21 protein-coding genes are annotated in these 24971 nt (G+C 59.8%); 1 reads left to right on the top strand and 20 read right to left on the bottom strand.

The features are described 5' to 3' along the window. Positions 1–8: 8 nt before the first annotated feature. Positions 9–524, top strand: a complete 516-nt coding sequence (locus tag KHA73_RS03380) for a DUF721 domain-containing protein (RefSeq protein ID WP_234588870.1) — start codon at positions 9–11, stop codon at positions 522–524. A gap of 126 nt (positions 525–650) precedes the next feature. On the opposite strand, the gene lpxC is transcribed toward KHA73_RS03380, so the two are convergent. The 20 genes from lpxC to KHA73_RS03280 all read right to left on the bottom strand — a co-directional run bounded on the left by lpxC (position 651) and on the right by KHA73_RS03280 (position 24844). Next, on the bottom strand, positions 651–1568 hold the full coding sequence (lpxC, locus tag KHA73_RS03375; RefSeq protein ID WP_234588868.1) for a UDP-3-O-acyl-N-acetylglucosamine deacetylase: 918 nt from the start codon (positions 1566–1568) through the stop codon (positions 651–653). A 103-nt stretch (positions 1569–1671) separates the two neighbouring features. Beyond that, complete coding sequence (gene ftsZ, locus KHA73_RS03370) at positions 1672–2826, bottom strand: cell division protein FtsZ (RefSeq protein WP_061794968.1); 1155 nt, start codon at positions 2824–2826, stop codon at positions 1672–1674. A gap of 74 nt (positions 2827–2900) precedes the next feature. Next, a complete protein-coding gene (gene ftsA / locus KHA73_RS03365) occupies positions 2901–4157 on the bottom strand; it encodes a cell division protein FtsA (protein WP_004950148.1) in 1257 nt (418 codons plus the stop codon). After that, the gene (gene ftsQ, locus KHA73_RS03360; RefSeq protein ID WP_234588866.1) at positions 4154–5002 is read right to left on the bottom strand and encodes a cell division protein FtsQ; all 849 of its coding nucleotides are present in this window, start codon (positions 5000–5002) and stop codon (positions 4154–4156) included. Before ftsQ ends, ftsA begins: the two co-directional genes overlap by 4 nt. A 1-nt stretch (position 5003) precedes the next feature. Continuing rightward, positions 5004–5924: a D-alanine--D-alanine ligase gene (locus KHA73_RS03355; RefSeq protein WP_234588864.1), complete on the bottom strand. Its 921-nt coding sequence runs from the start codon at positions 5922–5924 to the stop codon at positions 5004–5006. Beyond that, positions 5917–7392, bottom strand: coding sequence for a UDP-N-acetylmuramate--L-alanine ligase (gene murC / locus KHA73_RS03350; protein WP_234588862.1), 1476 nt, complete (start codon positions 7390–7392; stop codon positions 5917–5919). Before murC ends, KHA73_RS03355 begins: the two co-directional genes overlap by 8 nt. Before the next feature lie 80 nt (positions 7393–7472). Beyond that, positions 7473–8537 carry an undecaprenyldiphospho-muramoylpentapeptide beta-N-acetylglucosaminyltransferase gene (gene murG, locus KHA73_RS03345; protein WP_234588860.1) on the bottom strand — a complete coding sequence of 355 codons (1065 nt, stop codon included), beginning with the start codon at positions 8535–8537 and terminating at the stop codon, positions 7473–7475. A gap of 3 nt (positions 8538–8540) precedes the next feature. Beyond that, on the bottom strand, positions 8541–9743 hold the full coding sequence (ftsW, locus tag KHA73_RS03340) for a cell division protein FtsW (protein ID WP_234588858.1): 1203 nt from the start codon (positions 9741–9743) through the stop codon (positions 8541–8543). After that, positions 9740–11059 (bottom strand): UDP-N-acetylmuramoyl-L-alanine--D-glutamate ligase, encoded by a 1320-nt coding sequence (gene murD / locus KHA73_RS03335; RefSeq protein WP_234588856.1) that lies wholly within the window; start codon positions 11057–11059, stop codon positions 9740–9742. Before murD ends, ftsW begins: the two co-directional genes overlap by 4 nt. Positions 11060–11061: 2 nt before the next feature. Beyond that, entirely contained in the window at positions 11062–12144 is a 1083-nt protein-coding gene (mraY, locus tag KHA73_RS03330) for a phospho-N-acetylmuramoyl-pentapeptide-transferase (protein WP_061794961.1), read from the bottom strand. Further along, positions 12138–13499, bottom strand: a complete 1362-nt coding sequence (murF, locus tag KHA73_RS03325) for a UDP-N-acetylmuramoyl-tripeptide--D-alanyl-D-alanine ligase (RefSeq protein ID WP_234588854.1) — start codon at positions 13497–13499, stop codon at positions 12138–12140. The genes mraY and murF overlap by 7 nt, the downstream gene beginning before the upstream one ends. After that, a complete protein-coding gene (gene murE, locus KHA73_RS03320; protein ID WP_234588852.1) occupies positions 13496–14983 on the bottom strand; it encodes a UDP-N-acetylmuramoyl-L-alanyl-D-glutamate--2,6-diaminopimelate ligase in 1488 nt (495 codons plus the stop codon). Before murE ends, murF begins: the two co-directional genes overlap by 4 nt. Next, a complete protein-coding gene (locus KHA73_RS03315) occupies positions 14970–16733 on the bottom strand; it encodes a peptidoglycan glycosyltransferase FtsI (RefSeq protein ID WP_234588850.1) in 1764 nt (587 codons plus the stop codon). Before KHA73_RS03315 ends, murE begins: the two co-directional genes overlap by 14 nt. 42 nt (positions 16734–16775) lie before the next feature. Beyond that, positions 16776–17096, bottom strand: coding sequence for a cell division protein FtsL (gene ftsL / locus KHA73_RS03310; RefSeq protein ID WP_234588848.1), 321 nt, complete (start codon positions 17094–17096; stop codon positions 16776–16778). After that, on the bottom strand, positions 17093–18034 hold the full coding sequence (gene rsmH, locus KHA73_RS03305) for a 16S rRNA (cytosine(1402)-N(4))-methyltransferase RsmH (protein WP_234588847.1): 942 nt from the start codon (positions 18032–18034) through the stop codon (positions 17093–17095). Before rsmH ends, ftsL begins: the two co-directional genes overlap by 4 nt. 2 nt (positions 18035–18036) lie before the next feature. After that, positions 18037–18495, bottom strand: coding sequence for a division/cell wall cluster transcriptional repressor MraZ (gene mraZ, locus KHA73_RS03300; protein WP_061794955.1), 459 nt, complete (start codon positions 18493–18495; stop codon positions 18037–18039). 794 nt (positions 18496–19289) lie between these two features. Further along, complete coding sequence (cra, locus tag KHA73_RS03295) at positions 19290–20294, bottom strand: catabolite repressor/activator (protein WP_234588832.1); 1005 nt, start codon at positions 20292–20294, stop codon at positions 19290–19292. 215 nt (positions 20295–20509) lie between these two features. Continuing rightward, a complete protein-coding gene (gene ilvN, locus KHA73_RS03290) occupies positions 20510–21001 on the bottom strand; it encodes an acetolactate synthase small subunit (RefSeq protein WP_004950121.1) in 492 nt (163 codons plus the stop codon). A gap of 2 nt (positions 21002–21003) precedes the next feature. Further along, the gene (gene ilvI, locus KHA73_RS03285; protein WP_234588830.1) at positions 21004–22722 is read right to left on the bottom strand and encodes an acetolactate synthase 3 large subunit; all 1719 of its coding nucleotides are present in this window, start codon (positions 22720–22722) and stop codon (positions 21004–21006) included. 313 nt (positions 22723–23035) lie between these two features. Further along, on the bottom strand, positions 23036–24844 hold the full coding sequence (locus KHA73_RS03280; protein ID WP_234588828.1) for an AMP-dependent synthetase/ligase: 1809 nt from the start codon (positions 24842–24844) through the stop codon (positions 23036–23038). Between the last annotated feature and the right edge of the window lie 127 nt (positions 24845–24971).

The following is a 24971-nucleotide window of genomic DNA, read 5'->3' as shown; positions in this document are numbered from 1 at the left end:
AGCCCATTATGCGCGATAGCCGTCCACAATTATTAGATGTCCTGTTCGACGACGCGTCTGCAGCAGACAAAGGGCCGCTGCATAACGTCCAGCAACGCGCGGTAGCGCTGCTCAAGCTTAACCGTGCAGTGAAGGGCCTGTTGCCCGCTCAACTGCATCCCTGGTGCCGCGTCGCGAATTTCCGACAGGGTATTTTAGTGCTAGAAACGGCAAATGCCAGCTGGATGATGCGCTTGCGCTACGAACAGCCCGCCTTGCTCTCTGCACTGCGAGCGCAAATTCTACCATCATTGTCGTCGATCGACATCAGGATTAATCCGGGCTTGATGGCGAAAGGCAGCAATCAACTGCAGAATGCGGAGAAAAAGCCGGAAAAAACGGCGCCTTTGCGTCATTTGAGCCAAGAAAGCGCGGAAGAACTGAAGGTTTTGGCGAGCCGCAGCCCGGAGAAACTGCGCAAGATATTGGAACGACTGGCGGCATTGGCCGGAGAGGGTGCCAACACAACCAGTCGTGATAAGTAGCCAGCGACAAGGCACTTAATCTGCAAGGCGACCCACAGACGACACCTGTTCATCGGAGCCTGGCAAGCCAGGCTCTCGGGGATCGGTTGTCGCCTGCCGGTATCCCGAAGGCAATGGGTCCTGGCTTTACGCCAATACGGTGGACGGCGCCTTGAATGCCAGAGGCATTTCCGCTTCGTCCTGGAACGTCACGTATTCCCAGGCCTCCTGCTTGGCCAGCACGGCCTGCAGCAGTTTGTTGTTCAGAGCATGGCCAGACTTGTACGCGGTGAACGCGCCAATAATGTTATGGCCGCACATGAACAGGTCGCCGATGGCGTCCAGCATTTTGTGACGCACGAATTCGTCTTCGAAACGCAGACCGTCTTCGTTCAGCACGCGGTAGTCATCCACCACGATGGCGCAGTCGAAGCTGCCGCCCAGGGCTAAACCGCGGGACTGCAGGTATTCGATGTCACGCATGAAACCGAAGGTACGCGCACGGCTGATTTGGCGCACGAACGAGTCGGCGGAGAAATCGAGACGGTAGCGTTGCGTACTGGCGTCGATAGCCGGGTGATTGAAGTCGATGGTGAAGTCCAGGCGGAACCCGTTATGCGGGGACAGCTCGGCCCACTTGTCGCCATCTTCAACACGCACGGTGTCTTTCAGACGCAGGAATTTCTTCGCTGAGTTCAGCTCCTCGATGCCGGCATCCAGCAACAGGAACACGAACGGACTGGCACTACCGTCCATGATTGGGATTTCGGCGGCGTCAACTTCAATGATGATGTTGTCGATGCCGAGCCCAGCCAGTGCGGCGTTGAGATGCTCAACGGTAGAAATACGCACGTCATGCTCATTCACCAGGCAAGTACAGAGCATGGTATCACGCACGGATTTTGCATCAGCCGGAAAATCAACCGGTGGATTCAAGTCAGTGCGACGATAGATGACCCCGGTATTAGCCGCCGCGGGGCGCATTGTCAGCGTGACTTTTTTGCCGGTATGCAAACCGACGCCAGTCGCCTGAACAATACGTTTTAATGTCCTTTGTTTGATCATCGTTTTATCTCGCAATGTTATCCATCCTACCGGCCAAGCATACAGCAGGGCCGGCGGGACAGTTTAGCACAAAGAGCGGAGATTCCAAATTCTCAGGTTATTCTTAGTCCGCCTGCTTGCGCAAGAAGGCTGGAATATCAAGATAGTCGGGCTCTTTATTCGGCTGCGCAGCTTGATCGTTAACCACCTTGGCTGCAGGCTTCACTTCCTGCGGCAGCGGTGACATGCCGTGCTGCTGATAACGGTGATCCATCACCGGCTGGCTGGCCTGCTTATTGGTCACCAGGGTGATTTCAGGACGCTTGTCCATACCGATACCGGTCGCAACCACGGTTACGCGCAGTTCGTCGTTCATTTCCGGATCCAGCGAGGTACCGATAACCACGGTGGCGTTGTCGGAAGCGAAGGCGCGAATGGTGTTACCCACGGTTTCGAACTCATCCAGACGCAGGTCGAAGCCGGCGGTGATGTTGACCAGCACGCCGCGCGCGCCGGACAGGTCGATGTCTTCCAGCAGTGGGCTGGAAATCGCCATTTCGGCCGCTTCTTCAGCGCGGTCTTCACCGCAGGCAATGCCGGAACCCATCATCGCGTAGCCCATTTCGGACATCACGGTGCGCACGTCGGCGAAGTCGACGTTCATCAGGCCCGGACGGGTGATCAGCTCGGCGATACCCTGCACCGCGCCTTTCAGCACGTCGTTGGCCGCGCCGAACGCGTCCAGCAGAGAAATACCGCGGCCCAGAACTTTCAACAGTTTGTCGTTCGGGATAGTGATCAGGGAGTCCACATGCTTGGACAGCTCAGCGATACCCTGCTCAGCGAACGCCATGCGTTTCTTGCCTTCGAAATTGAAAGGCTTGGTAACCACGGCCACTGTCAGAATACCCAGATCTTTGGCAACTTCAGCCACCACCGGCGCCGCACCGGTACCGGTACCGCCGCCCATGCCGGCTGCGATGAAGACCATGTCTGCGCCATCCAACGCCGCGCGCAGGGCTTCACGGTCTTCTTCCGCTGAATTGCGACCCACTTCCGGGTTCGCGCCCGCACCCAGACCTTTGGTAATACCGCTACCAATCTGGATGGTTTGGCCAACTGCCGTTTTACGAAGCGCCTGAGCGTCTGTATTAACGGCGAAGAATTCGACACCTTCGATGCGCTCGCGCACCATGTGTTCAACGGCGTTGCCACCGCCACCGCCGACGCCGATGACTTTAATCACCGCGTCATTGGTTAGTTCCATTGGTTCAAACATAGTTTCTCTCCGTTTTGTGCCTGTCGCTGCGAGATCATAAAAAGATTACTCAGCATGATCTCTTTGTTGAAACATTAAAACTCTTTTCTCAGCCAGCTATTGATGCGTTTAAACCAATTGCCCACCGAGGCGCGTTTTTCTACTTCTGCCTCACCGCTCAGGTGAGACTCTTTTCCATAGTGCAGCAGACCTACCGCCGTAGAGTAGTAAGGCTCCTGCGCATAATCCGTCAGACCCGTGATGTTCAAGGGTTGGCCGATGCGTACCTGGGTGTGGAACACCCGTTGCGCACAGGCTGCCAGGCCATCAATCTGGGCGGCGCCGCCGGTCAGCACGATACCCGCTGCCAGATGGTGCTTCACCCCTTGCTGACGCAGTTGCTCCTGCAATTGCAAAATTTCATCGTTAACCAGATTCAACAGTTCGGTGTAGCGTGGCTCAATAACTTCAGCCAGTGTCTGTCTTTGCAGACTCCGCGGGGGACGCCCCCCGACGCTAGGCACCTCTACACTCTCATCCTTGCTAACAATCGACCCAAGCGCACAGCCGTGCCGAACCTTGATCGCTTCCGCGTCTGTCGGCGGCGTGCCGAAGGCGTAGGCGATATCGCTGGTGACCACGTTCCCGGCGTAAGGGATAACCTTGGTGTGGCGCAACGCACCGCCGGTGTACACCGCCATATCCATGGTGCCGCCGCCGATGTCCACTACGCAGACGCCGAGTTCGCGTTCATCTTCGGTCAACACCGCATAGCTGGCGGCCAGACCGGCGAAAATAAGTTGGTCAACCTTCAGGCCGCAGCGTTCCACGGCCTTGACAATGTTCTTCGCCATATCGTTATGGCAGGTGATCAGGTGCACCTTGGCCTGCATGCGCACGCCGGACAACCCAACCGGGTTCTTGATGCCTTCCTGATAGTCGATGGCGTATTCCTGAGGGATAACGTGCAGGATGCGGTGCTCGTCGCGAACGCGTACCGATTTAGCGGTATGCACCACGTTCTCCACATCTTCCTGAGTCACTTCCTCTTCGGAAATAGGAACCATCCCTATTTCGTTCTGACAGCTGATATGTTTCCCCGATAACGCGAGGTAAACCGAAGAAATCTGGCAATCCGCCATCAGCTCGGCCTGATCGATGGCGCGCTGTACGCACTTCACCACCGACTCCAGGTCGTTTACGCCACCCTTATCCATACCGCGAGACGGGCAACTGCCCACCCCGATAATGTTGACCATGCCATCGGGCAGAACTTCCCCTACCAATGCGGAGACTTTTGCAGTACCGATCTCCAGTCCAACTACCAGTTTTCTGTCCGTCGACTTGATCATTGTTGTTTTGCCTGTGCCTGATTCTGTTGCTGATTACTGTTTTGCTGACCGCCAGCCGCCGGCTCGATGGGCAACGGCGCCCAACCTACCGAAGCGCCGGATTCATAGCGCAAATCGACGTAGCTGACGCGCTTGCTTTCCGCCTGGCCCTGCTGCAGCAATACCGGATAAAGCTCGATAAACCGCTGCAAACGCCCGGCGCGGTCGTCACGACCCAGCTCCAGCCGAACATCGTTATCCAAAGCCAACTGCCAGGAATGGCGGGCGCTCATCGCCGCCATTTTCAGCGTAAATTTGCTGGCCGCCAACATGCTGCTCATGGTCCGATAGCCTTCCAGAACGTCCTGTTCACTGCCTTCCGGCCCATAAAGCAGCGGCAATTTCTGTTTGCCTACCCGCTCTGCCGGCACGCTGAATGATTTGCCGTCGGCATCCACCATATGCAAATCATTCCAGCGCGCCACCGGCACATACTCCACCAGGTGGATCTTCAGCTCATCCGGCCACTGCTTGCGCACGCTGGCCTGCTTGATCCACGGCAGGCGTTCAATCTGCTGCTGGATGACATCGACATCCTGCGTCATGAAGGTGCCCGGCGCGCCCAGCGCCAAAATCGCCTGACGAATATCATCGTTGGTGGTGTAGTGACGTTCCCCGGTCACTACCAGTCGCGAGAGCGGCAGGCGGCTGGCGTCTTTCATCCAGCCAATCACCGCCCAACCGCTCCACAGGACCGTTCCCAACACCATCAGCAGGAAGATCATTCCCGCCAATTGGGTTCCATTGCTGCGGCGCGGGTTATTGTCCACCTCGCGATCGCGCGCATTCAGGGCAGCTTGCGACATATCAGTCGGCCAACTCCAAAATTCTCGCTACCAGCTGCGAGAAGCTTAATCCAAACTGGCGCGCCGCCATCGGCACCAGGCTATGACTGGTCATGCCCGGAGAGGTATTCACCTCAAGCAGATAGAAGCTGCCATCGCTGTCTTGCATCACGTCTACGCGGCCCCAGCCGCTGCAGTCCAGGCCGCGATAGGCGCGCAACGCCAGCGCCGCCATCTCGGCTTCCTGCTCCGCGCTCAGGCCGCTCGGACAGAAATATTGGGTATCGTCCGAAATGTACTTGGCCTGATAGTCGTAGAACACCCCGGCCGGCTGAATGCGGATCGACGGCAGAACCTGATCGCCCAGCATTGCTACGGTGTATTCCGGCCCGCTCAGCCACTTTTCCACCAGCACGTCGTCGTCATGGCGGAAGGCTTCTTCCAACGCCGCCTCGAGAGCGCCGCTTTCGCTGACCTTACTCATACCGACGCTGGAGCCTTCGCGGCTCGGCTTAACGATCACCGGCAGCCCCAGCGACGCCACGCGATCCAACAGCGCGGCTTTCTCACCGCCGGCGTATTGCCGGCGATTCAGCGCCACATAAGGCGCCACCGGCAGGCCCATCGACTGCCACACCATCTTGGTGCGCCATTTGTCCATGGTCAGCGCCGAAGCCATCACGCCGCTGCCGGTATAAGGCAGCTCGAGGAATTCCAGCAGCCCCTGCAGGGTGCCGTCCTCGCCGCCGCGACCGTGCAGCGCAATAAACACCTTACTGAAGCCCTGCTCTTTCAGTTGAGTTACCGGGAAGTCGCGGGTGTCGACGCCGTGCGCGTCAATGCCTGCTTCGCGCAGCCCGGCCAACACTGCGGTGCCGGATTGCAACGAGACTTCACGTTCAGCGGAGGTGCCGCCCAACAGTACGGCCACTTTATCAGTCATGACGCGCCTCCTCTTTATTCTGCGGCTGCAGCTTCAGCTCAGCCAGTTTGCGGGCGATTTTGCCCACGTTGCCGGCGCCCTGCACCAGCACCAGATCTTCGGCTTGCAGCAGCTGCGCCAACGTTTCCGGCACGGTATCGGCATCGGAAACCAGAATCGGATCCAGCTTGCCGCGGTTGCGGATGGTGCGGCACAGCGAGCGGCTGTCCGCGCCCGGGATCGCCGCTTCGCCTGCGGCGTACACGTCGAGCATCAGCAACACATCCACCTGCGACAGCACGTTGGCGAAGTCGTCGTACAGATCGCGGGTACGGGTGTAGCGGTGCGGCTGGAAAATCATCACCAGGCGCTTGTCCGGCCAGCCGGCGCGCGCCGCTTTCAGCGTGGCGTCCACTTCCGTTGGATGGTGGCCGTAATCGTCCACCAGCATCGCGCTGCCCGCTTTGCCGTTGACCGGCTCGAGCGGGAATTCGCCCAGGAAATCGAAGCGGCGCCCGGTGCCCTGGAAGCCCGCCAGCGCGCGTAAAATATCTTCGTCGGCAATGCCTTCTTCAGTCGCCACCGCCACCGCCGCCGCCGCGTTCAACGCATTGTGGCGGCCCGGCGCGTTCAGGGTTACCGTCAACAAAGGTTTATCCTGACGGCTCAGGGTGAAGTGCCCCTGCGGCCCAACCTGGCTGTAGCTCTCGATGCGCACGTCAGCATCTTCGCTGAAGCCGTAGGTGGTGATATGGCGGCCCACGCGCGGCAGCAGCTCGCGCACCACCGGATCGTCGACGCACATCACCGCGCGGCCGTAGAACGGCAGGTTGTGCAAGAAATTGATAAAGGTCTGCTTCAGGTTCTCGAAGTCGCCCTGGTAGGTATCCATATGGTCGGCTTCAATGTTGGTGACAATCGCCACCATCGGCTGCAGATGCAGGAACGACGCATCGCTCTCATCCGCTTCCGCAATCAGGTAACGGCTGGAACCCAGACGCGCGTGGGTACCCGCCGCCTTCACCAGCCCGCCGTTGACGAAGGTCGGGTCCAGGCCGGCTTCGGCATAAATGCTCGACACCATCGCCGTGGTGGTGGTCTTGCCGTGCGTGCCGGCGACGGCGATGCCGTGGCGGAAACGCATCAGCTCGGCCAGCATTTCGGCGCGGCGGATCACCGGGATGCGCGCTTCACGGGCGGCGACAATCTCCGGGTTATCGGCGGAGATGGCGGTAGACACCACCACCACGCTTGCGTCCAGCACGTTTTCCGGGCGGTGATTGAAGTAAATCGTCGCCCCGAGCGCGCTCAGCTGCTGGGTGACCGGGTTAGGCGCCAGGTCTGAGCCGCTGATCTGATAACCTTCGTTAGCCAACACTTCGGCGATACCACCCATGCCGGCACCACCGATGCCGACAAAGTGAATGTGCCGGACGCGTCGCATCTCGGGCACTATAGTACGTAGTTTCGCCAGTTGTTGTGTATTCATCAGTCTCTCTAATTCAGGTCCGAGTAGCCGGACCCCTACAAATTCTTCAATTCAGGCCCGGCATACCGAGCCCCTGCATATTATTTGGCGACCCGCACCAGCTCCGCCGCCACCCGTTCGGTCGCGTCGGGGATGGCGACCGCGCGCGCCTTTTCGGCCATCGCCAACAGCGCCGGGCGGTCCCAGCTCGCCAACAGTTCCGCCACCGCATCGGCGTTGAACTGCGGCTGTTCGATAATCTTCGCCGCGCCGGCTTCTTCCAGCGGACGGGCGTTCCAGTATTGCTGACGGTCTTTGTGCTGGAACGGCACGAAGATCGCCGGCAGGCCCGCCGCCGCGATTTCGCTGACGGTCAGCGCACCGGAGCGACATACCACTACGTCAGCCCAGGCGTAGGCGGCGGCCATGTCATCGATAAACTCGGTCACCTTGTGCTGCGTCTGCCCTACCCTCTCGTAGTCGCGCAGCACCGTATCCAGTGCGCCCTTGCCTACCTGATGCCAAAGCGTAATTCTATCGCCCAAACGCGCCGCGACTTCAGGAACTGTCTGATTCAGCACCCGCGCGCCCTGACTTCCGCCAATGACCAGTACGCGGATCGGGCCTTCACGCCCGTTCAGACGCTCCGCCGGCAACGGCAGGGCCAGTACGTCGGTGCGCACCGGGTTGCCCACTACCTCGGCGTTCGGGAACGCGCCGGGGAAGGCCTGCAATACCGTCTTGGCGACGCGCGCCAGCCAGCGATTGGTCAGGCCGGCGATGCCGTTCTGCTCGTGCAGTACCACCGGGATACCGCACTGCCAGGCCGCCAGGCCGCCGGGGCCGGAAACATAACCGCCCATGCCCAGCACCACGTCCGGCTGGAAATTGCGCATGATCGCCTTCGCCTGGCGCACCGCGCTCCAAATGCGCAGCGGCGCGCTCAGCTGGGCCTTCAGCCCTTTGCCGCGCAGGCCGGAGATGCGGATAAAATCAATCTCGATCCCGTGCTTCGGCACCAGATCGGCTTCCATTCGGTCTGCGGTTCCAAGCCAGCGCACCTGCCAGCCCTGCGCCATCAGATGATGCGCGACCGCCAGCCCCGGGAACACATGCCCGCCGGTACCGCCTGCCATCACCATTAAACGCTTAGGTTTCCCGCTCATCCCTTACCTCTTCACAAACGCCTGGGCCTTGGCCAGACGCGTTTCATAATCAATACGCAGCAACAGCACGATCGCCGTCGACATGATCAACAGGCTCGAACCGCCGTAACTGATCAGCGGCAGCGTCAGACCTTTGGTCGGCAGCATGCCGGCGGCAGCCCCCACGTTAACCAGTGCCTGGAAGCTGAACCACACGCCGATCGAGCAGGCCAGGAAGCCGGAAAAACGCTGATCGATCTCCAGCGCGCGGCGGCCGATCGACATCGCGCGAAAAGCGACGAAGAATACCATTAACAAGGCTAAAACCACACCGATATAGCCCAGTTCTTCGCCCAAAATAGAGAAGATGAAGTCGGTGTGCGCCTCCGGCAAATACTCCAGTTTCTGCACCGAGTTGCCGAGGCCCTGGCCCCAAAATTCGCCGCGGCCAAACGCCATCAGCGACTGGGTCAGCTGGTAGCCGCTGCCGAACGGATCGGCCCACGGGTTCCAGAACGACGTCACGCGGCGCATACGGTAAGGTTCCGCGATGATCAACAGCACTACCGCAAAGGCGCCGGAGCCGATAATCGCCAGGAACTGCCACATTTTGGCGCCGGCCAGGAACAGCATCGCCAGGGTAGTGATGAACAGCACCACCACGGTGCCGAGGTCCGGCTGGGCCAGCAGCAACACCGCCAGCACCACCATCACGCCCATCGGCTTACAGAAGCCCCAGAAATTGCTGCGCACCTCTTCCACCTTGCGCACCAGATAGCTCGCCAGGTAGCAGAACAGCGACAGCTTGGACAGCTCCGCCGGCTGAATACGCAACGGCCCCAGCGCAATCCAGCGCGATGCGCCGTTTACCGAGCTGCCGACGACCAGCACGATCAGCAGCATCACGATCGACATCAACAGCATCACGTTGCTGTAGCGCTGCCAGACTTCCATCGGAATGCGCAGCGTCACCATCGACAGGCCAAAGGCCAACCCGAGATACAGCGCGTCACGCTTGGCGAACAGGAAAGGATCGTCCGCCAGGCGCTGGCCGATCGGCATCGAGGCCGAGGTCACCATCACGAAGCCGACGATCGCCAGGCCAAAGGTCAGCCACAGCAGCGTGCGATCGTACAGCACCATGGTGACCGAATCGTTGTCGCGCGATCCCATCACCCAGTCTTTCAGCCGGTCTGTCAGCCCAAAATTCGGCAAGCGTAGTTTCATCCGCCAAGCTCCTGTGCCAGGCGGGCGAACTCGTCGCCGCGCACTTCAAAATTACGGAACTGATCGAGGCTGGCGCACGCCGGCGACAGCAGCACCATATCGCCAGGCTGCACCCGGCCGGCGATAACGCGCATCGCCTGCTCCATGGTCTCGGTCAAGGTCGCCGCTTCAGGCCGCAGCTGCGCCAGCTGGGCGCCGTCACGGCCGAAGCAGTACAGGCGCACGCTGTCGCCCTGCAGATAATGCGCCAGCGGCGAGAAATCGGCGGATTTGCCGTCGCCGCCCAGCAGCAGATGCAGCGTGCCGTCCACCTGCAGGCCGTTCAGCGCCGCTTCGGTGCTGCCGACGTTAGTGGCTTTCGAGTCGTTGATCCAACGCACGCCGTTGTGCTCCCACGCCAGCTGGAAGCGGTGCGCCAGACCGGTAAAGGTGGTCAGCGCCTTCAGGCTGGAGGCGCGCGGGATATCCACCGCGTCGGCCAGCGCCAGCGCCGCCAGGGCGTTGGTGTAGTTATGCCGACCGGTTAGCTTCATCTCGCGGGTATTCAGCACTTTCTCACCGCGCACCCGCAGCCAGGTTTCGCCCTGCTGACGGTTCAGGTGATAATCGCCCACGTCTGCGCCGAAGCTGACGCAGCGTTCATCTGCACCGCGCACCGGCATGGTCAGCGCGTCATCCGCATTCACCACGCACACTTCGGCATTTTCGTACACCCGCAGCTTGGCGCCGCGATACTGCTGCAGGCCGAACGGGTAACGATCCATATGATCTTCTGTCACGTTCAGGATGGTCGCCGCCGCCGCCCGCAGGCTATGGGTGGTTTCCAGTTGGAAGCTCGACAGTTCCAGCACGTACAGCCGGCATTCCTGGCGCAGCAGGCTCAACGCCGGCAGGCCGATATTGCCGCCAACGCCCACCGCCCAGCCGGCCGCCTTCGCCATCTCGCCCACCAGGGTGGTGACGGTGCTTTTGCCGTTGGAACCGGTGATCGCCACGATCGGCGCCTGGGCTTCGCGGCAGAACAGCTCGACGTCGCCGACGATTTCCACCCCGGCTTGCGCTGCGGCGCTCAACGCCGGAGTGGCCAGCGCAACGCCCGGGCTGGCGACGATCAAATCCGCCGCCAGCAGCCAGTCCTGATGCAAATCGCCCAGGTGGCGCTCTACGCTGTCGGGCAGCTTGTCCAGCCCTGGCGGCGAGACGCGGGTATCCATAACGCGCGGCGTTACGCCACGCGCCATAAAGAAATCAACACAGGACAGGCCGGTAAGGCCCAGCCCGATGATGACCACTTTTTTACCCTGATAGTCTGCCATGATTACCGCACCTTCAGCGTCGCCAGGCCAATCAGCACCAGCATCAGCGAAATGATCCAGAAGCGCACGATCACGCGCGGTTCCGGCCAGCCTTTCAATTCATAGTGGTGGTGGATCGGCGCCATGCGGAAAATACGTTGCCCGCGCAGCTTGAACGATCCCACCTGCAAAATGACCGACAGCGTTTCAACCACGAACACGCCGCCCATAATCAGCAACAGGAACTCCTGGCGCAGCAGCACTGCGATGGTGCCCAGCGCGCCGCCCAGCGCCAGCGAACCCACGTCGCCCATAAACACCTGCGCCGGGTAGGTGTTGAACCACAGGAAGCCAAGACCGGCGCCGACGATGGCGGTACACACGATCACCAGCTCACCGGCATGACGCAGATACGGAATGTGCAGGTAGTTGGCGAAGTTCATGTTACCGGTCGCCCAGGCCACCAGCGCAAAACCGGCGGCCACGAACACCGTCGGCATGATAGCCAGGCCGTCCAGCCCGTCGGTCAGATTGACCGCGTTGCTGGTGCCGACAATCACGAAATAAGCCAGCAGCACATACAGCAGCCCCAGCTGCGGCATGATGTCCTTAAAGAACGGCACAACCAGCTCGGTGGCTGGCGTGTCTTTTCCTACGGCGTACATGGCGAATGCGACAATCAGCGCAATCACCGACTGCCAGAAGTATTTCCAGCGGGCGATCAGCCCCTTGGTGTCTTTGCGCACCACCTTGCGGTAGTCATCGACAAAGCCGACGATGCCGTAACCCACCAGCACGAACAGCACGCACCAGACGTATGGGTTGGATGGATAAGCCCACATCAGCACCGAAATGGTGATGGAGGTCAGGATCATGATGCCGCCCATGGTCGGCGTGCCGCGCTTGCTGAAGTGCGACTCGGGGCCGTCGTTGCGCACCACCTGGCCGAAGGACATCTCCTGCAGGCGTTTGATCACCCGCGGGCCCATCCACAGGGAAAGGAACAGCGCGGTCAGCAGGCTGACAATGGCCCTGAACGTCAGATAGGAAAAGACGTTGAAGCCTGAGTAATACTTGACCAAATGTTCGGCCAGCCACACTAACATGGTGCATTCTCCTGTAACGCGCGTACTACCTGCTCCATTGCGGCACTACGTGAACCCTTGATTAACACGGTAATTACCGCATGTTCCGACAGGAGCTCCGCTACGCGCGCGGTCGCTGCTGCCTTGTCCTGATAATGTTCGCCGTTGCCGGACGCCGCGCTCAACACCTGGCTCAAACCGCCGACGCTGATCACCTTGTCTACCCCGGCCAGACGGGCGGCTTCGCCCACCTGACGATGACACTCTTCCGCTTCTGCGCCCAGCTCGGCCATATCGCCCACCACCATCACGCGGTAGCCCGGCATCTCCGCCAACACCTGCGCCGCCGCGGTCATCGACCCGACGTTGGCGTTGTAGCTGTCGTCCAACAGCAGCTTGTTTGCCGCCAGCGCGATCGGGAACAAACGCCCAGGCACCGCTTCCAGCTGTTTCAGCCCCTGGCGCACCGCCTCGAGGGTGGCGCCCACCGACATCGCCAGCGCGGCCGCCGCCAGGGCGTTGGCTACGTTGTGGCGGCCCGGCAGCGGCAGCGCTATCTCGGCGTGGCCAAACGGGCTGTGCAACACAAACTGCGTGCCCGCGCCGTTAACCCGCACGTCGCCGGCAAAGAAGTCCACGCCTTCCGCCGCCTGCGGCGAGAAGCGCCAGACGGTTTTGCCGCCCAGCATGCTCTGCCAGTGCGGCCAGTCGTTGTTGTCGGCGTTGATGATCGCCACGCCGTCGGCCGGCAGGCCGGTAAATATTTCACCTTTCGCCTGGGCGACCCCGGCCAATGAGCCGAAACCCTCCAGGTGAGCAGCCGCCAGGTTATTCACCAGAGCGGTCTGCGGACGCGTCAATGCGGTGGTGTAAGCAATCTCGCCAATATGGTTAGCGCCCAGCTCAATCACGGCAAAATCATGCTGCGGCTGCAGACGCAGCAGCGTCAGCGGCACGCCGATATCGTTGTTGAAGTTGCCGGCGGTATAAAGTACTTCACCGCATTCACGCAGAATGGCGGCGGTCATTTCTTTTACCGATGTCTTGCCCGAGGAGCCGGTCAGCGCCACAACGCGCGCCGGCACCTGCTGACGCACCCAGGCGCCAAGCTGCCCCAGCGCCAGACGAGTGTCTTTCACCACCAGCTGCGGCACGTCCACCAATAAGCGCTTACTTACCAGCAACGCCCCGGCGCCTGCGGCTATGGCATCAGCAGCAAAATCGTGAGCGTCAAAACGCTCGCCTTTCAGCGCCACAAACAGGCAACCTTCGGTCACCTTGCGGGTATCTGTCGTCACCTCAACAATTTGGCAATCGGCGCCGTAAAGCTCAGCGCTCAATACCTCAGCCAGTGCCTGAAGAGAGACAGGGATCATGCCAGCACCCCCAGCAGTCGGGCGACCGTGGTGCGGTCGGAGTAATCCAGACGGCGGTTACCCACCAGTTGGTAATCCTCGTGGCCTTTACCCGCCACCAGCACCACGTCCTGCTCCTGCGCCTGCATGATGGCGCTGGTCACCGCCTCGGCGCGGCCGTGGATCACCAGCGCCTGCCCGGCATCCAGCAGCCCGGCGAGAATATCGGCAATGATGGCCTTAGGCTCTTCGGTACGCGGGTTGTCATCGGTAATCACCACGCGATCGGCGAACTGTTCTGCGATGCCGCCCATCAGCGGGCGCTTGCCTTTGTCGCGATCGCCGCCGCAGCCGAACACGCACCACAGCTGCCCCTGGCAGTGCAGGCGCGCCGCTTCCAGCGCTTTTTCCAGCGCATCCGGGGTGTGGGCGTAATCCACCACCACCGTCGGTTTGCCTGGCGCGTTAAACACTTCCATCCGGCCGCAGACCGGCTGCAGGCGGCTGCCGGTTTCCACCAGCTGCTCCAGCGGATAGCCCAGCGCCAGCAGCGTCGCCAGCGCCAACAGCAGGTTGCTGACGTTGAAGGCGCCCATCAGGCGGCTTTCAATCTCGCCGTCGCCCCAGCTGGAGCTGAAGCGAATGGTGGCGCCGTTGTCGTGATAGCGAACCGCCGTGGTTTTCAGCCAACGGCCGTGGCAACCCGGCTGCAGGTTGCCCTGCATGGTGACCGCCACCGCATCCGGCAGCTTGCTCAGCCAGCGTTGACCCACTTCGTCATCGGCGTTGATGATCGCCTGGCCCACCTCGTGGCCGGCGAATAGCGACCATTTGGCCGCTTCGTAATTAGCCATGTCGCCGTGGTAATCCAGGTGATCGCGGCTCAGGTTGGTGAACACCGCTGCGGCGAACGGCAAGGCCGCTACCCGGTGCTGAACCAGCCCGTGGGAAGACACTTCCATGGCGGCGAAGGTCGCGCCCTGCTCAGCCAGATCGTTTAATACATGTTGAACATCCACTGCGGAACCGGTGGTATTCTCTGTCGGACACACCTGCCCGAGCAGGCCGTTGCCGACGGTGCCCATCACCGCACTGGTTTCGCCCAGCAGTTGGCTCCACTGCGCCAGCAGCTGCGTGGTGGTGGTTTTGCCGTTGGTGCCGGTCACGCCGACCAGGCGCAGACGCTCGGCGGGCTGATGATAAAAACGCCCGGCCAGCGCGGAAAGGCGCTGGTTCAGTTGGCTCAGGTAGATAACCGGCACGCCGTGCATTTCGACGATGGCGCCGTCTGCGGCCTGGCCGTCAGCTTCGGCTATCACGGCGGCGACGCCCTGCGCGATGGCCTGCGGAATATAGCGGCGTCCATCCGTCTGGTGGCCGGCAACGGCGACAAACAGATCCCCGGCAGCCGCGATACGGCTGTCTAATGTCATTTCCCGCAGCGCGCGCCCGGGCGCCGTCGGCACCCACGGGGCGAGTAAGTCGCGCAAATTACGATCTGCCACCTGAACCCTCTTTTTTGTTAGTCACTAATTCGCTTTTATCACCGGTAGGCAACGCATCCGGTTCGACGTTCATGGTGCGCAATACGCCGCCCATGATGGCGCCAAACACCGGCGCGGAAATTGCGCCACCATAGTACTTCCCGCCCTGCGGGTCGTTGATGACCACCACCAGAGCAAAACGGGGGTTACTGGCCGGCGCGACGCCGGCGGTATAAGCGAGATAGCGGTTGACGTATTTGCCGTCCGGACCGACCTTTTTGGCGGTACCGGTTTTAATGGCGATACGGTATCCCTTGATGGCGGCTTTCACGCCGCCGCCGCCCGGCAGGGCTACGCTTTCCATCATGTGCACCACGGTGCGCACCAGAGGTTCAGGGAAAACGCGTTCGCCGGCGACCGGAGGGTCAACCTTGGTGATCGACAATGGGCGATACACGCCCAGGCTGCCGATCGTTGCGTAGACTCGCGCCAACTGTAACGGAGTTACCATTAGCCCGTAGCCGAAAGAGAAGGTGGCCCTCTCTATGTCAGACCACCGTTGTTTTTTTGGGTATATGCCACTGCTTTCTCCGACCAGCCCCAAATTGGTCGCCTTTCCCAGTCCAAAACGAGAGTAAGTATCTACTAACGCCGAGGACGGCATCGCTAACGCCAGCTTTGAAACACCGACGTTACTCGACTTCTGCAAGATCCCGGTTACCGACAGCTCCGCGTAGCGCGCCACGTCTTTAATTTCGTGGCCCTGAATGCGGAAAGGAATGGTGTTCAGCACGCTGTTTTCTTTCACCACGCCGTGTTGTAACGCCGTCATCACCACCATAGGTTTCACGGTGGAACCAGGCTCGAAAATATCGGTGATAGCGCGGTTACGCATGGTGTCTTTCGGCGTACCGGCCATGTTGTTCGGGTTGTAAGACGGGCTGTTGGCCATCGCCAACACTTCGCCGGTGTTCACGTCGATCAACACCGCGGTGCCGGACTCGGCCTTGTTGAAGGCCACGGCGTTATTCAATTCACGGTACACCAGCGCCTGCAGGCGTTCATCGACGCTCAGCACCAGGTTATGCGCGGCCTGGCTGTCGACCGAGGAAATGTCTTCGATCACCCGGCCAAAACGGTCTTTCCGCACCGTTCGGGCGCCCGGTTGCCCGGTCAACCAACGGTCGAAGCTTTTCTCGACGCCCTCGATGCCCTGGCCGTCGATATTGGTCACGCCGATGATGTGCGAGGTGACCTGCCCGGCCGGGTAGTAGCGGCGCGATTCCTGGCGCAGGTGAATCCCCGGCAGCTTCAGCTTGCGGATGTAATCGCCGACCGCCGGATTGACCTGGCGCGCCAGATAGACGAAGCGCCCTTTAGGGTTGGCGTTAACGCGGTTGGAGAGCTGATCCAGCGGGATATTCAGCGCGTCGGACAGCGCCTTCCAGCGGCTGTCCAGCGTAATGCCGCCGCGCTCGTTCAGCTCCTTAGGATCCGCCCAGATAGCGTTGACCGGCACGCTCACCGCCAACGGCCGTCCGGCGCGATCGCTGATCATGCCGCGCGAGGTCGGCACCTCCTGCACGCGCAGCGAGCGCAAGTCGCCTTCTTTCACCAGGCGGTCCGGATTGATGACCTGCAGGTAGGCCACGCGCAGCATCAACCCCACCAGCGCCAACAAAATACAGCCGCACAGCAACGCAAAACGCCAGCTTACAAAGCTGGCCTGATCTTCCTGGCGTTTCAACTTACCGGGGCGCGCTGCTTTCATGCGTTTCCTTTCTACTCCGTGTCATTATTCCGGTTAAACCATTCATTGTTTAACGATGATATTTTCCTGCGATGGATCAACATGTTGCATCTGCAGTTTTTCAGTCGAAATACGTTCAACCCGGCTGTGATCGCCGAGGGCGTTCTCTTCCAGAATCAGGTTGCGCCACTCGATATCCAGCGCGTCCCGCTCAAGCACCAGCTGCTCGCGCTCGGCGGTCAGCAGGCGGGTGCGGTGGGCGGTGGTCACCACAAAAACGGCGGAGACCAGCGAAGCAACCAGTAAAATCAATGGGATCTTGGCGTTGCGCAGCAGGTCGCCGCCAATCACCCCGACCAGGCCGTGACGTTCGTTACCGATCACGCGGGCATCCTCTCGGCAATACGCAGCACCGAACTGCGGGCGCGTGGGTTTTCCGCCACTTCAGCGTCCGAAGGCATCATCTTGCCCAGCGCTTTGAGCGTCCGCCCGCCCATGCCGCGCAGCTGCTCTTCGGTCAGCGGAATACCGGCCGGCACCTGGGCGCCGCGACTGTGGTGGCGCATAAAACGTTTGACGATGCGATCCTCCAGCGAGTGGAAGCTGATGATCGACAAACGGCCCTCGGGGGCCAGCACTTCCAGCGCGCCGTCGAGCGCGCGCTCGATCTCTTCCAGCTCGCTGTTGATATAAATGCGGATCGCCTGGAAGCTGCGCGTTGCCGGATGCTTGTGCTTCTCACGGAACGGGCTGGCGTCGGCGATCAGATCGGCCAGTTGCTTGGTGCGCGTCATCGGCTCAACCCGATTCTTTTCCACGATGGCGCGGGCGATGCGCTTGGCGAAACGCTCTTCGCCAAAGGTTTTCAGCACCCAGGCGATGTCGTCGGCTTCGGCTTTCATCAACCATTCGGCGGCGGACAGGCCGGTGGAAGGGTCCATGCGCATGTCCAGCGGGCCGTCGCGCATAAAGGAGAAACCGCGCTCCGCGTCGTCCAGCTGCGGCGAAGAAACGCCCAGATCGAGCAGAACACCGTCAATTTGCCCCACCAGTTCGCGTTCCCGCACATAGTGTGACAAATCGGAAAATGGGCCGTGTACGATGGTAAAACGAGGGTCGTCAATAGATTCAGCGGCTGCAATCGCCTGAGGGTCGCGGTCAATTGCCAGCAAGCGTCCTTCCGGCCCCAGTTGGGACAGAATCAGACGCGAATGGCCACCGCGGCCAAAAGTACCGTCGATATATGTGCCGTTGCTGCGGATGTTGAGGCCGTTAACCGCCTCATCCAACAGTACGGTGGTGTGTTTATAGTTTTCCAACATGCTTATAGCGACAAGTCCTGTAGCCGCTCAGACAACGGTTCCTGAGTCGACTGTTCAGCGTCAATATCATCCTTGACTTGTTGATACCAGGTCTGTTCATCCCACAGTTCAAACTTGTTGAACTGCCCGACCAGCATCACTTCTTTAGTAAGCCCGGCGTGCTGTCTGAGCGTACTTGCCAACAGCAATCGACCGGCACTATCCATCTGACACTCACTGGCATGCCCCAATAACAAGCGCTGAACGCGGCGCTCGGCGGGATTCATGCTCGACAGACGAGACAATTTTTGTTCAATAATTTCCCATTCGGGCAGCGGGTAAAGCAGCAGGCAGGGCTGATGGAGGTCAATGGTACAAACCATTTGGCCTTGCGATTCCTCGTTCAGCAAATCCCGATATCGGGTTGGTACGGCAAGCCGCCCTTTGCTGTCGAGGTTGACCATCGTTGCTCCACGGAACATTCCTGAGCTACCCCTTCATGACCGTTTTCACCACTTTACCCCACAAATTCCCACATAATGGAGTTTACGGAGGGTATGAAAACCTTGTCAAGCCAGAGCGGCTGCGCTTTGGCAATATTTCTCTGGTCATTTTGGGAGCTGACTCGCGAAAGGAACTCTATTTATTCGACGATTAAAAATTAACACCATGATAAACGGAGAGAATTTTCTTAGCGGAAAGAGCCTGATTAAAAACCTGACAAATTGGCGATTAATTAACTCATTACTTCCTTCTGCAATCGATGTCTCATTTTTCAGCTCGGCAATCGCATGCCTGTATCCTGCGGCGGGCCGCGTCGGCCAAGGCCCGGCGCTGAGCACAATCGGCGGCGGAATATGCCATAAGCCCTTGAGTTAATAACGCTCAACGGTTATTGCCGACGGAACCGCGCGCTATTTTACTTCAATTGCAGCGCTAATGATGAGACCACAGAAAAAATAAATGGCTCGGATATTACGAGGAGAGCTAATTTCGATTCAAATCAATTCGGTAAGATTATTCTCAAAATACCTGTTTACAATTATGGTTTCATTTTCTTGCACCTTAATTCCCACAATTTTTTCTGCAAAATTCCTCCGCTGAAACCAAAAAATCTCAACATATTGTTTTTAATGTACTTTTTTGAAAGTTGGATTTTAATCGCTTCGCGTCAGCACCGGGGGGAACGTTGGCGCCGGCGGCAGCAAATGCTTGCGGGGTACGCGTGAGGTTATTCACGGCGCCCGGCAAACGGGCACCGTGAAGATAATGCAGATTACTTGCGGCTGAGGCTGCCGCGGCGGAACAGGTTGCGGCGAATGCGCGTCAGGCCCGGTTTCGGTTTGCGTGGCTCGTCCAGGCTGGCCAGTACCAGCTCCAGCACCCGTTCAGCCACGTCGCGATGACGCTGCGCCACCGCCAGCACCGGGCACTCCAGGAAGTCGAGCAGTTCATGGTCGCCAAAGGTGGCGATCGCCAGATCGGTCGGCAAGCGGCCACGCTGCTTCAACGTAACGTCCATCACTCCCTGCAGCAAAGAGAACGAAGTCGTGAACAGCGCCTGCGGCATCGGGTGCGTTTTCAGCCATTCGGCAAACAACGCGCCGGCGGCTTCGCGCTCGTAGCTGTTGGCATAAAGATAGTCGACATGGCGCGGGTCATCCTGCCAGGCCTGGCGGAACCCCTGCTCACGCAGGAAGCTGACGGAAAGCTCCGGCAACGCCCCCAGATACAACACCGACTCCGCCGGAAAAGTGCGCAGCTCCTGCGCCAGCGCAAAGGCGTCTTCCTGATCGGCGCCCACCACGCTGATGAAATGCTCGCGATCCAACGCACGGTCCAGTGCGATGATCGGCAGCGGATCGTTAGCCCAGCGTTGATAAAACGGGTGTTCCGGCGGCAACGCGGTGGAAACGATAATCGCGTCTACCTGGCGCTGCAGCAGGTGCTCAATGCAGCGCATTTCGTTATCCGGCTGATCTTCCGAACAGGCGATCAGCAACTGATAGCCGCGCTGACGCGCCTGGCGCTCAAGATAGTTGGCGATGCGGGTATAGCTGGTATTTTCCAGATCCGGTATCACCAACCCGATGGAACGGGTTCGCCCGGCGCGCAGCCCAGCCGCGACGGCATTCGGGTGATAGTTGTGCTCCCTGACCACGGCCATCACTTTGTCGACGGTTTTATCGCTGACACGATACTGCTTCGCCTTGCCGTTGATGACATAACTGGCCGTGGTGCGCGAAACGCCCGCGAGACGCGCGATTTCATCCAGTTTCACGTTAACCCCTTAATGACGCTGAAAATAGAAGAGTAAGCTGGGCTCGGATTAACCATCGCATCCCGTGCGGTTATTCAATCCAGCCTCTGCGATCTAACAGCAGAAAACACTGCCGAGCAACCGCTTTTGCCGAAAGGTGCCAGCAAACGGGCAAAAAACGCCGAAAATCTGAGGGTGCAGCCGGGCCGCGCCCTCAGATTATACTGAGCCAGACTTCAGCGCATGATTTTGTCGCCGCGCGATACGCCGACCACGCCGGAGCGCGCCACTTCCACGATCTCCGCCACTTCGCGCACCGCGTTCAGGAAGGCGTCCAGCTTGTCGCTGGTGCCCGCCAGCTGAACGGTGTAAAGCGTGGCGGTGACGTCAACGATCTGGCCGCGGAAGATATCGGCGCAGCGCTTCACTTCTTCGCGGCCATAGCCGCTGGCCTGCAGCTTCACCAGCATGATTTCGCGTTCGACATGGGCGCCCTGCACCAGTTCACTGACGCGCAGCACGTCCACCAGCTTGTGCAGCTGCTTTTCGATCTGCTCCAGCACCTTTTCATCGCCAACGGTTTGGATAGTCATGCGCGACAGCGTAGGATCGTCGGTCGGCGCCACCGTCAGGCTTTCAATGTTATAACCGCGCTGAGAGAACAGCCCAACCACGCGCGATAACGCCCCGGATTCGTTTTCCAGCAATACAGATAAAATACGGCGCATGATCAGGTCCTCTCCGTTTTGCTTAACCACATCTCGTCCATGCTTCCACCGCGGATCTGCATTGGATAAACATGTTCGGTCTCATCGACGGTCACGTCGACAAACACCAGCCGTTCTTTTTCGGCCAGCGCCTGCGCCAGCTTGCTTTCCAGCTCGTCCGGCGTGCGAATGGCGATGCCGATATGGCCGTAAGCCTCCGCCAACCGGACGAAGTCCGGCAGTGAATCCATATAAGATTGCGAGTGACGGCCGGAGTAAATCATGTCCTGCCACTGCTTCACCATGCCCAGATAGCGGTTGTTCAGGTTCACCACCACCACCGGCAGATTGTACTGCAGCGCAGTGGACAGCTCCTGGATATTCATTTGAATGCTGCCATCGCCGGTTACGCACACCACGGTTTCGTCCGGCAACGCCAGCTTGACGCCCAGCGCCGCCGGCAAGCCGAAGCCCATGGTGCCGAGGCCACCGGAGTTGATCCAGCGGCGCGGCTTATCGAACGGGTAATAGAGCGCGGCGAACATCTGGTGCTGGCCCACATCGGAGGTCACATAGGCGTCCCCCTTGGTCAGGCGATGCAGCGTTTCTATCACCGCCTGCGGTTTGATGGTGCCGCTGTGCTTGTCGTAGCCCAGGCAGTCGCGCGCGCGCCACTGTTCGATAGACCGCCACCAGTCGCGCAGCGCATCGAGGTCCTGCGTTTTATCGTCCTGCGCCAGCAGCTCCAGCATCTGGGTCAGCACCTGCCTGGCGTCGCCGACGATCGGAATATCGGCGTCCACCGTTTTGGAAATCGAGGTCGGGTCGATATCAATGTGCAGCACGGTGGCGTCTGGGCAGTACTTGGCCAGATTGTTGGTGGTGCGGTCATCGAAACGCACCCCGACGGCGAAAATCACATCGGAGTGGTGCATGGTCTTGTTGGCTTCATAGGTGCCGTGCATGCCGAGCATGCCGACGCTCTGACGGTGGGTGCCGGGGAAAGCGCCCAACCCCATCAGGGTGCAGGTCACCGGCAGGTTGAGCTTTTCCGCCAGCGCCAGCAGTTCCGCGTCGCAGGCCGCGTTGATCGCCCCGCCGCCGACGTACATCACCGGCCGCTTGGCCGCCAGAATGGTTTGCAACGCACGCTTGATCTGCCCGCGGTGCCCCTGCACCGTCGGGTTATAGGAGCGCATGCTCACCTCTTGCGGGTAGGCGTAAGGCAGCCTGACCGCCGGGCCGACGATGTCTTTCGGCAGGTCGATCACTACCGGCCCGGGCCGGCCGGTCGACGCCAGATAGAAGGCTTTTTTCAGCACGCCGGGAATGTCTTCGGTGCGCTTCACCAGGAAGCTGTGCTTCACCACCGGACGCGAGATCCCCACCATGTCGCACTCCTGAAAGGCGTCGTAGCCAATCAGCGAGCTGGGAACCTGGCCTGACAGCACCACCATCGGAATGGAGTCCATATAGGCGGTGGCGATACCGGTGATGGCGTTGGTGGCGCCAGGGCCTGAGGTCACCAGCACCACGCCGACTTCACCGGTGGCGCGCGCATAGCCGTCGGCCATGTGTACCGCTCCCTGCTCGTGGCGCACCAGAATATGATCGATTCCCCCAACCGTATGCAGGGCGTCGTAGATATCGAGTACCGCCCCGCCCGGATAGCCGAATACGTGCTTAACGCCCTGATCGATCAACGATCGAACGACCATCTCGGCTCCTGACAACATCTCCATGGGTTTGCCTCCAGGCTTGCTTATTCTTGTCTGGCGCCGGAACGTGGCGCCTGCTGCGGGCTAATGCCCCAACGTTTTTATGGATTGACTATAACTGATTAACATAACGTCAGAATATGGGGCAGGCAAACGGCAAAATGGCTTAGCGATGCAAGGGTTATTGCCAAGCGGCTGGAGATTGGCGCTTTATAAAAACAATGCGCTAGCCCTGTGGCGATCAGGCTAGGCATTGTTTCAAACCGGTAGGGAATTACAGAACTATATCAGGCGGAGAATCTGCCGTTTTTTTCGCCGGACAGGGCCGGCGGCGGTTTCAGGCCTGCTCTGCGTACATCGAATCTATTTCACGCCGGTAACGCTGCAGGATCACCTTGCGGCGCAGCTTCAGGGTCGGCGTCAGCTCGCCCAGCTCCATCGAGAAGGCCGCGGGCAGCAGGGTAAACTTCTTCACCTGCTCGAAGCGCGCCAGCTCCTTTTGCATATCGCGCAGGCGGTGCTCGAACATCTCGATGATATGGCTGTGGCGCAGCAGATCCAGCCGATCCTGATATTTCAAATTGATCGACTTCGCATATTCTTCCAGGGATTCGAAGCAGGGCACGATCAGCGCGGAAACAAACTTGCGCGCATCGGCGATGATAGCCACCTGTTCGATAAAGCGATCCTGCGCCAGCGCACCCTCCAGCATCTGCGGCGCGATATACTTGCCGCCGGAGGTTTTCATCAAATCTTTCAGGCGTTCGGTAATAAACAGGTTGCCCTCTTCATCGATCGCGCCGGCGTCGCCGGTCTTCAGCCAGCCGTCGGCGGTAAAAGAAGCGGCAGTTTCCAGCGGTTTGTTGAAATAACCGCGCATAACGATCGGCCCGCGCAGCTGGATCTCATTTTCCTCGCCAATGCGCACCTCTACGCCCGGCAGCGGCTTGCCGATAGAGCCAAAGCGGAAAGTGCCCTCTTCCCAACAGGAAACAGTGGCGCAGGTTTCGGTCATGCCGTAGCCGTACTTGATGTTGACGCCTATCGCCTGGAAAAACAGAATCACGTTGTCATCCAGCTTGGCGCCCGCCGCAGGCAGGAATCGCACCCGTCCGCCAAGAATGCCGCGCAGCTTGCTCAGCACCAGCTTATCGGCCCAGCGGTGAGAGCGCACAAACAGCTTGCCCAGAGGTTTACCGGCGCGCTCCTGCAGGAACTTGCGTTCACCGCAGACGATCGCCCAATGGAACAGCGCGCGGCGCAGCCAGGGGGCCCGCGCCACCTTTTCCTGTACCGCGCTGAAGATCTTCTCGTAGAAACGCGGCACCGCGCACATCAGCGTCGGGCGCACCTGCGCCATCGCCTCGCGCACCCAATCGGTATTCGGCAGATACACGTTTTGCGCGCCGGAATGCATAATGAAAAAGCTCCAGGCGCGTTCAAATACGTGCGATAGCGGCAGGAAGCTGAGCGAGACGTCTTCGTCATTTACCGTCAGGCGCTCATCGTGCAGATAAAGCTGCGCCGCCAGGTTGCGGTAATCCAGCATTACGCCCTTGGGCTCACCGGTGGTGCCCGAGGTGTAGATCAGCGTGAAAAGATCCTCCAGGCAGCAGTCTGCGATGCGCTGCAGCCGCTGCGCTTGATACGCCGCCGGCTCGGTTTCCCGCTCAAAGGCGTTCAGGTGCCGGGCAATCTCACAGCCACGCAGATCCACACCGTCATCGAACGCGATAATGTGGCTCAACTGCGGGCACACGCCGCGCAGAGCGATCGCCGCATCCAGCTGCGCCTGCTCGCCGACGAACAGGATGCGAATATCAGCGTCATTAATGATAAAGGCCGCCTGGGCCGGCGTATTGGTGGCATACAGCGGCACGCTGACCCCACGCAGCTGCAGAATGGCCAAATCGGCCAACGACCAGGCCATGCTGTTATTGGCAAATATCGCGATACGTTCCTGAACTTCGGCGCCCAGCGCCAGCAACGCGCTGGCGATGCGGGTAATGTGCATATCGGCCTGCCGCCAGCTAAGCTGCGTCTCTCCCTGGGGAGACCATTGGCGAAAAGCTGTGCGATCGGCGCGGTGGGAAGCCTGGTGCTGTATACGATGAGTCAGATGGTATTGCAGCAGATTATTGATCATAGCGCTCTGAGCCTGAAATGAATCAAACAGTTAGCCTCGAAGGGCCTTTCGCCCTGCATCTCAGCTTACACGTGTTTACTTTTTTTCGCGCAGTCTACCTACTCTCTGACAGCGGGAAAAGCATTTT

Origin of the sequence: Serratia entomophila, assembly GCF_021462285.1 — a bacterium.
Lineage (GTDB): Bacteria > Pseudomonadota > Gammaproteobacteria > Enterobacterales > Enterobacteriaceae > Serratia > Serratia entomophila.
Note: the sequence above shows the minus strand (reverse complement) of the source record. Positions and strands in the feature narration are given on the sequence as shown.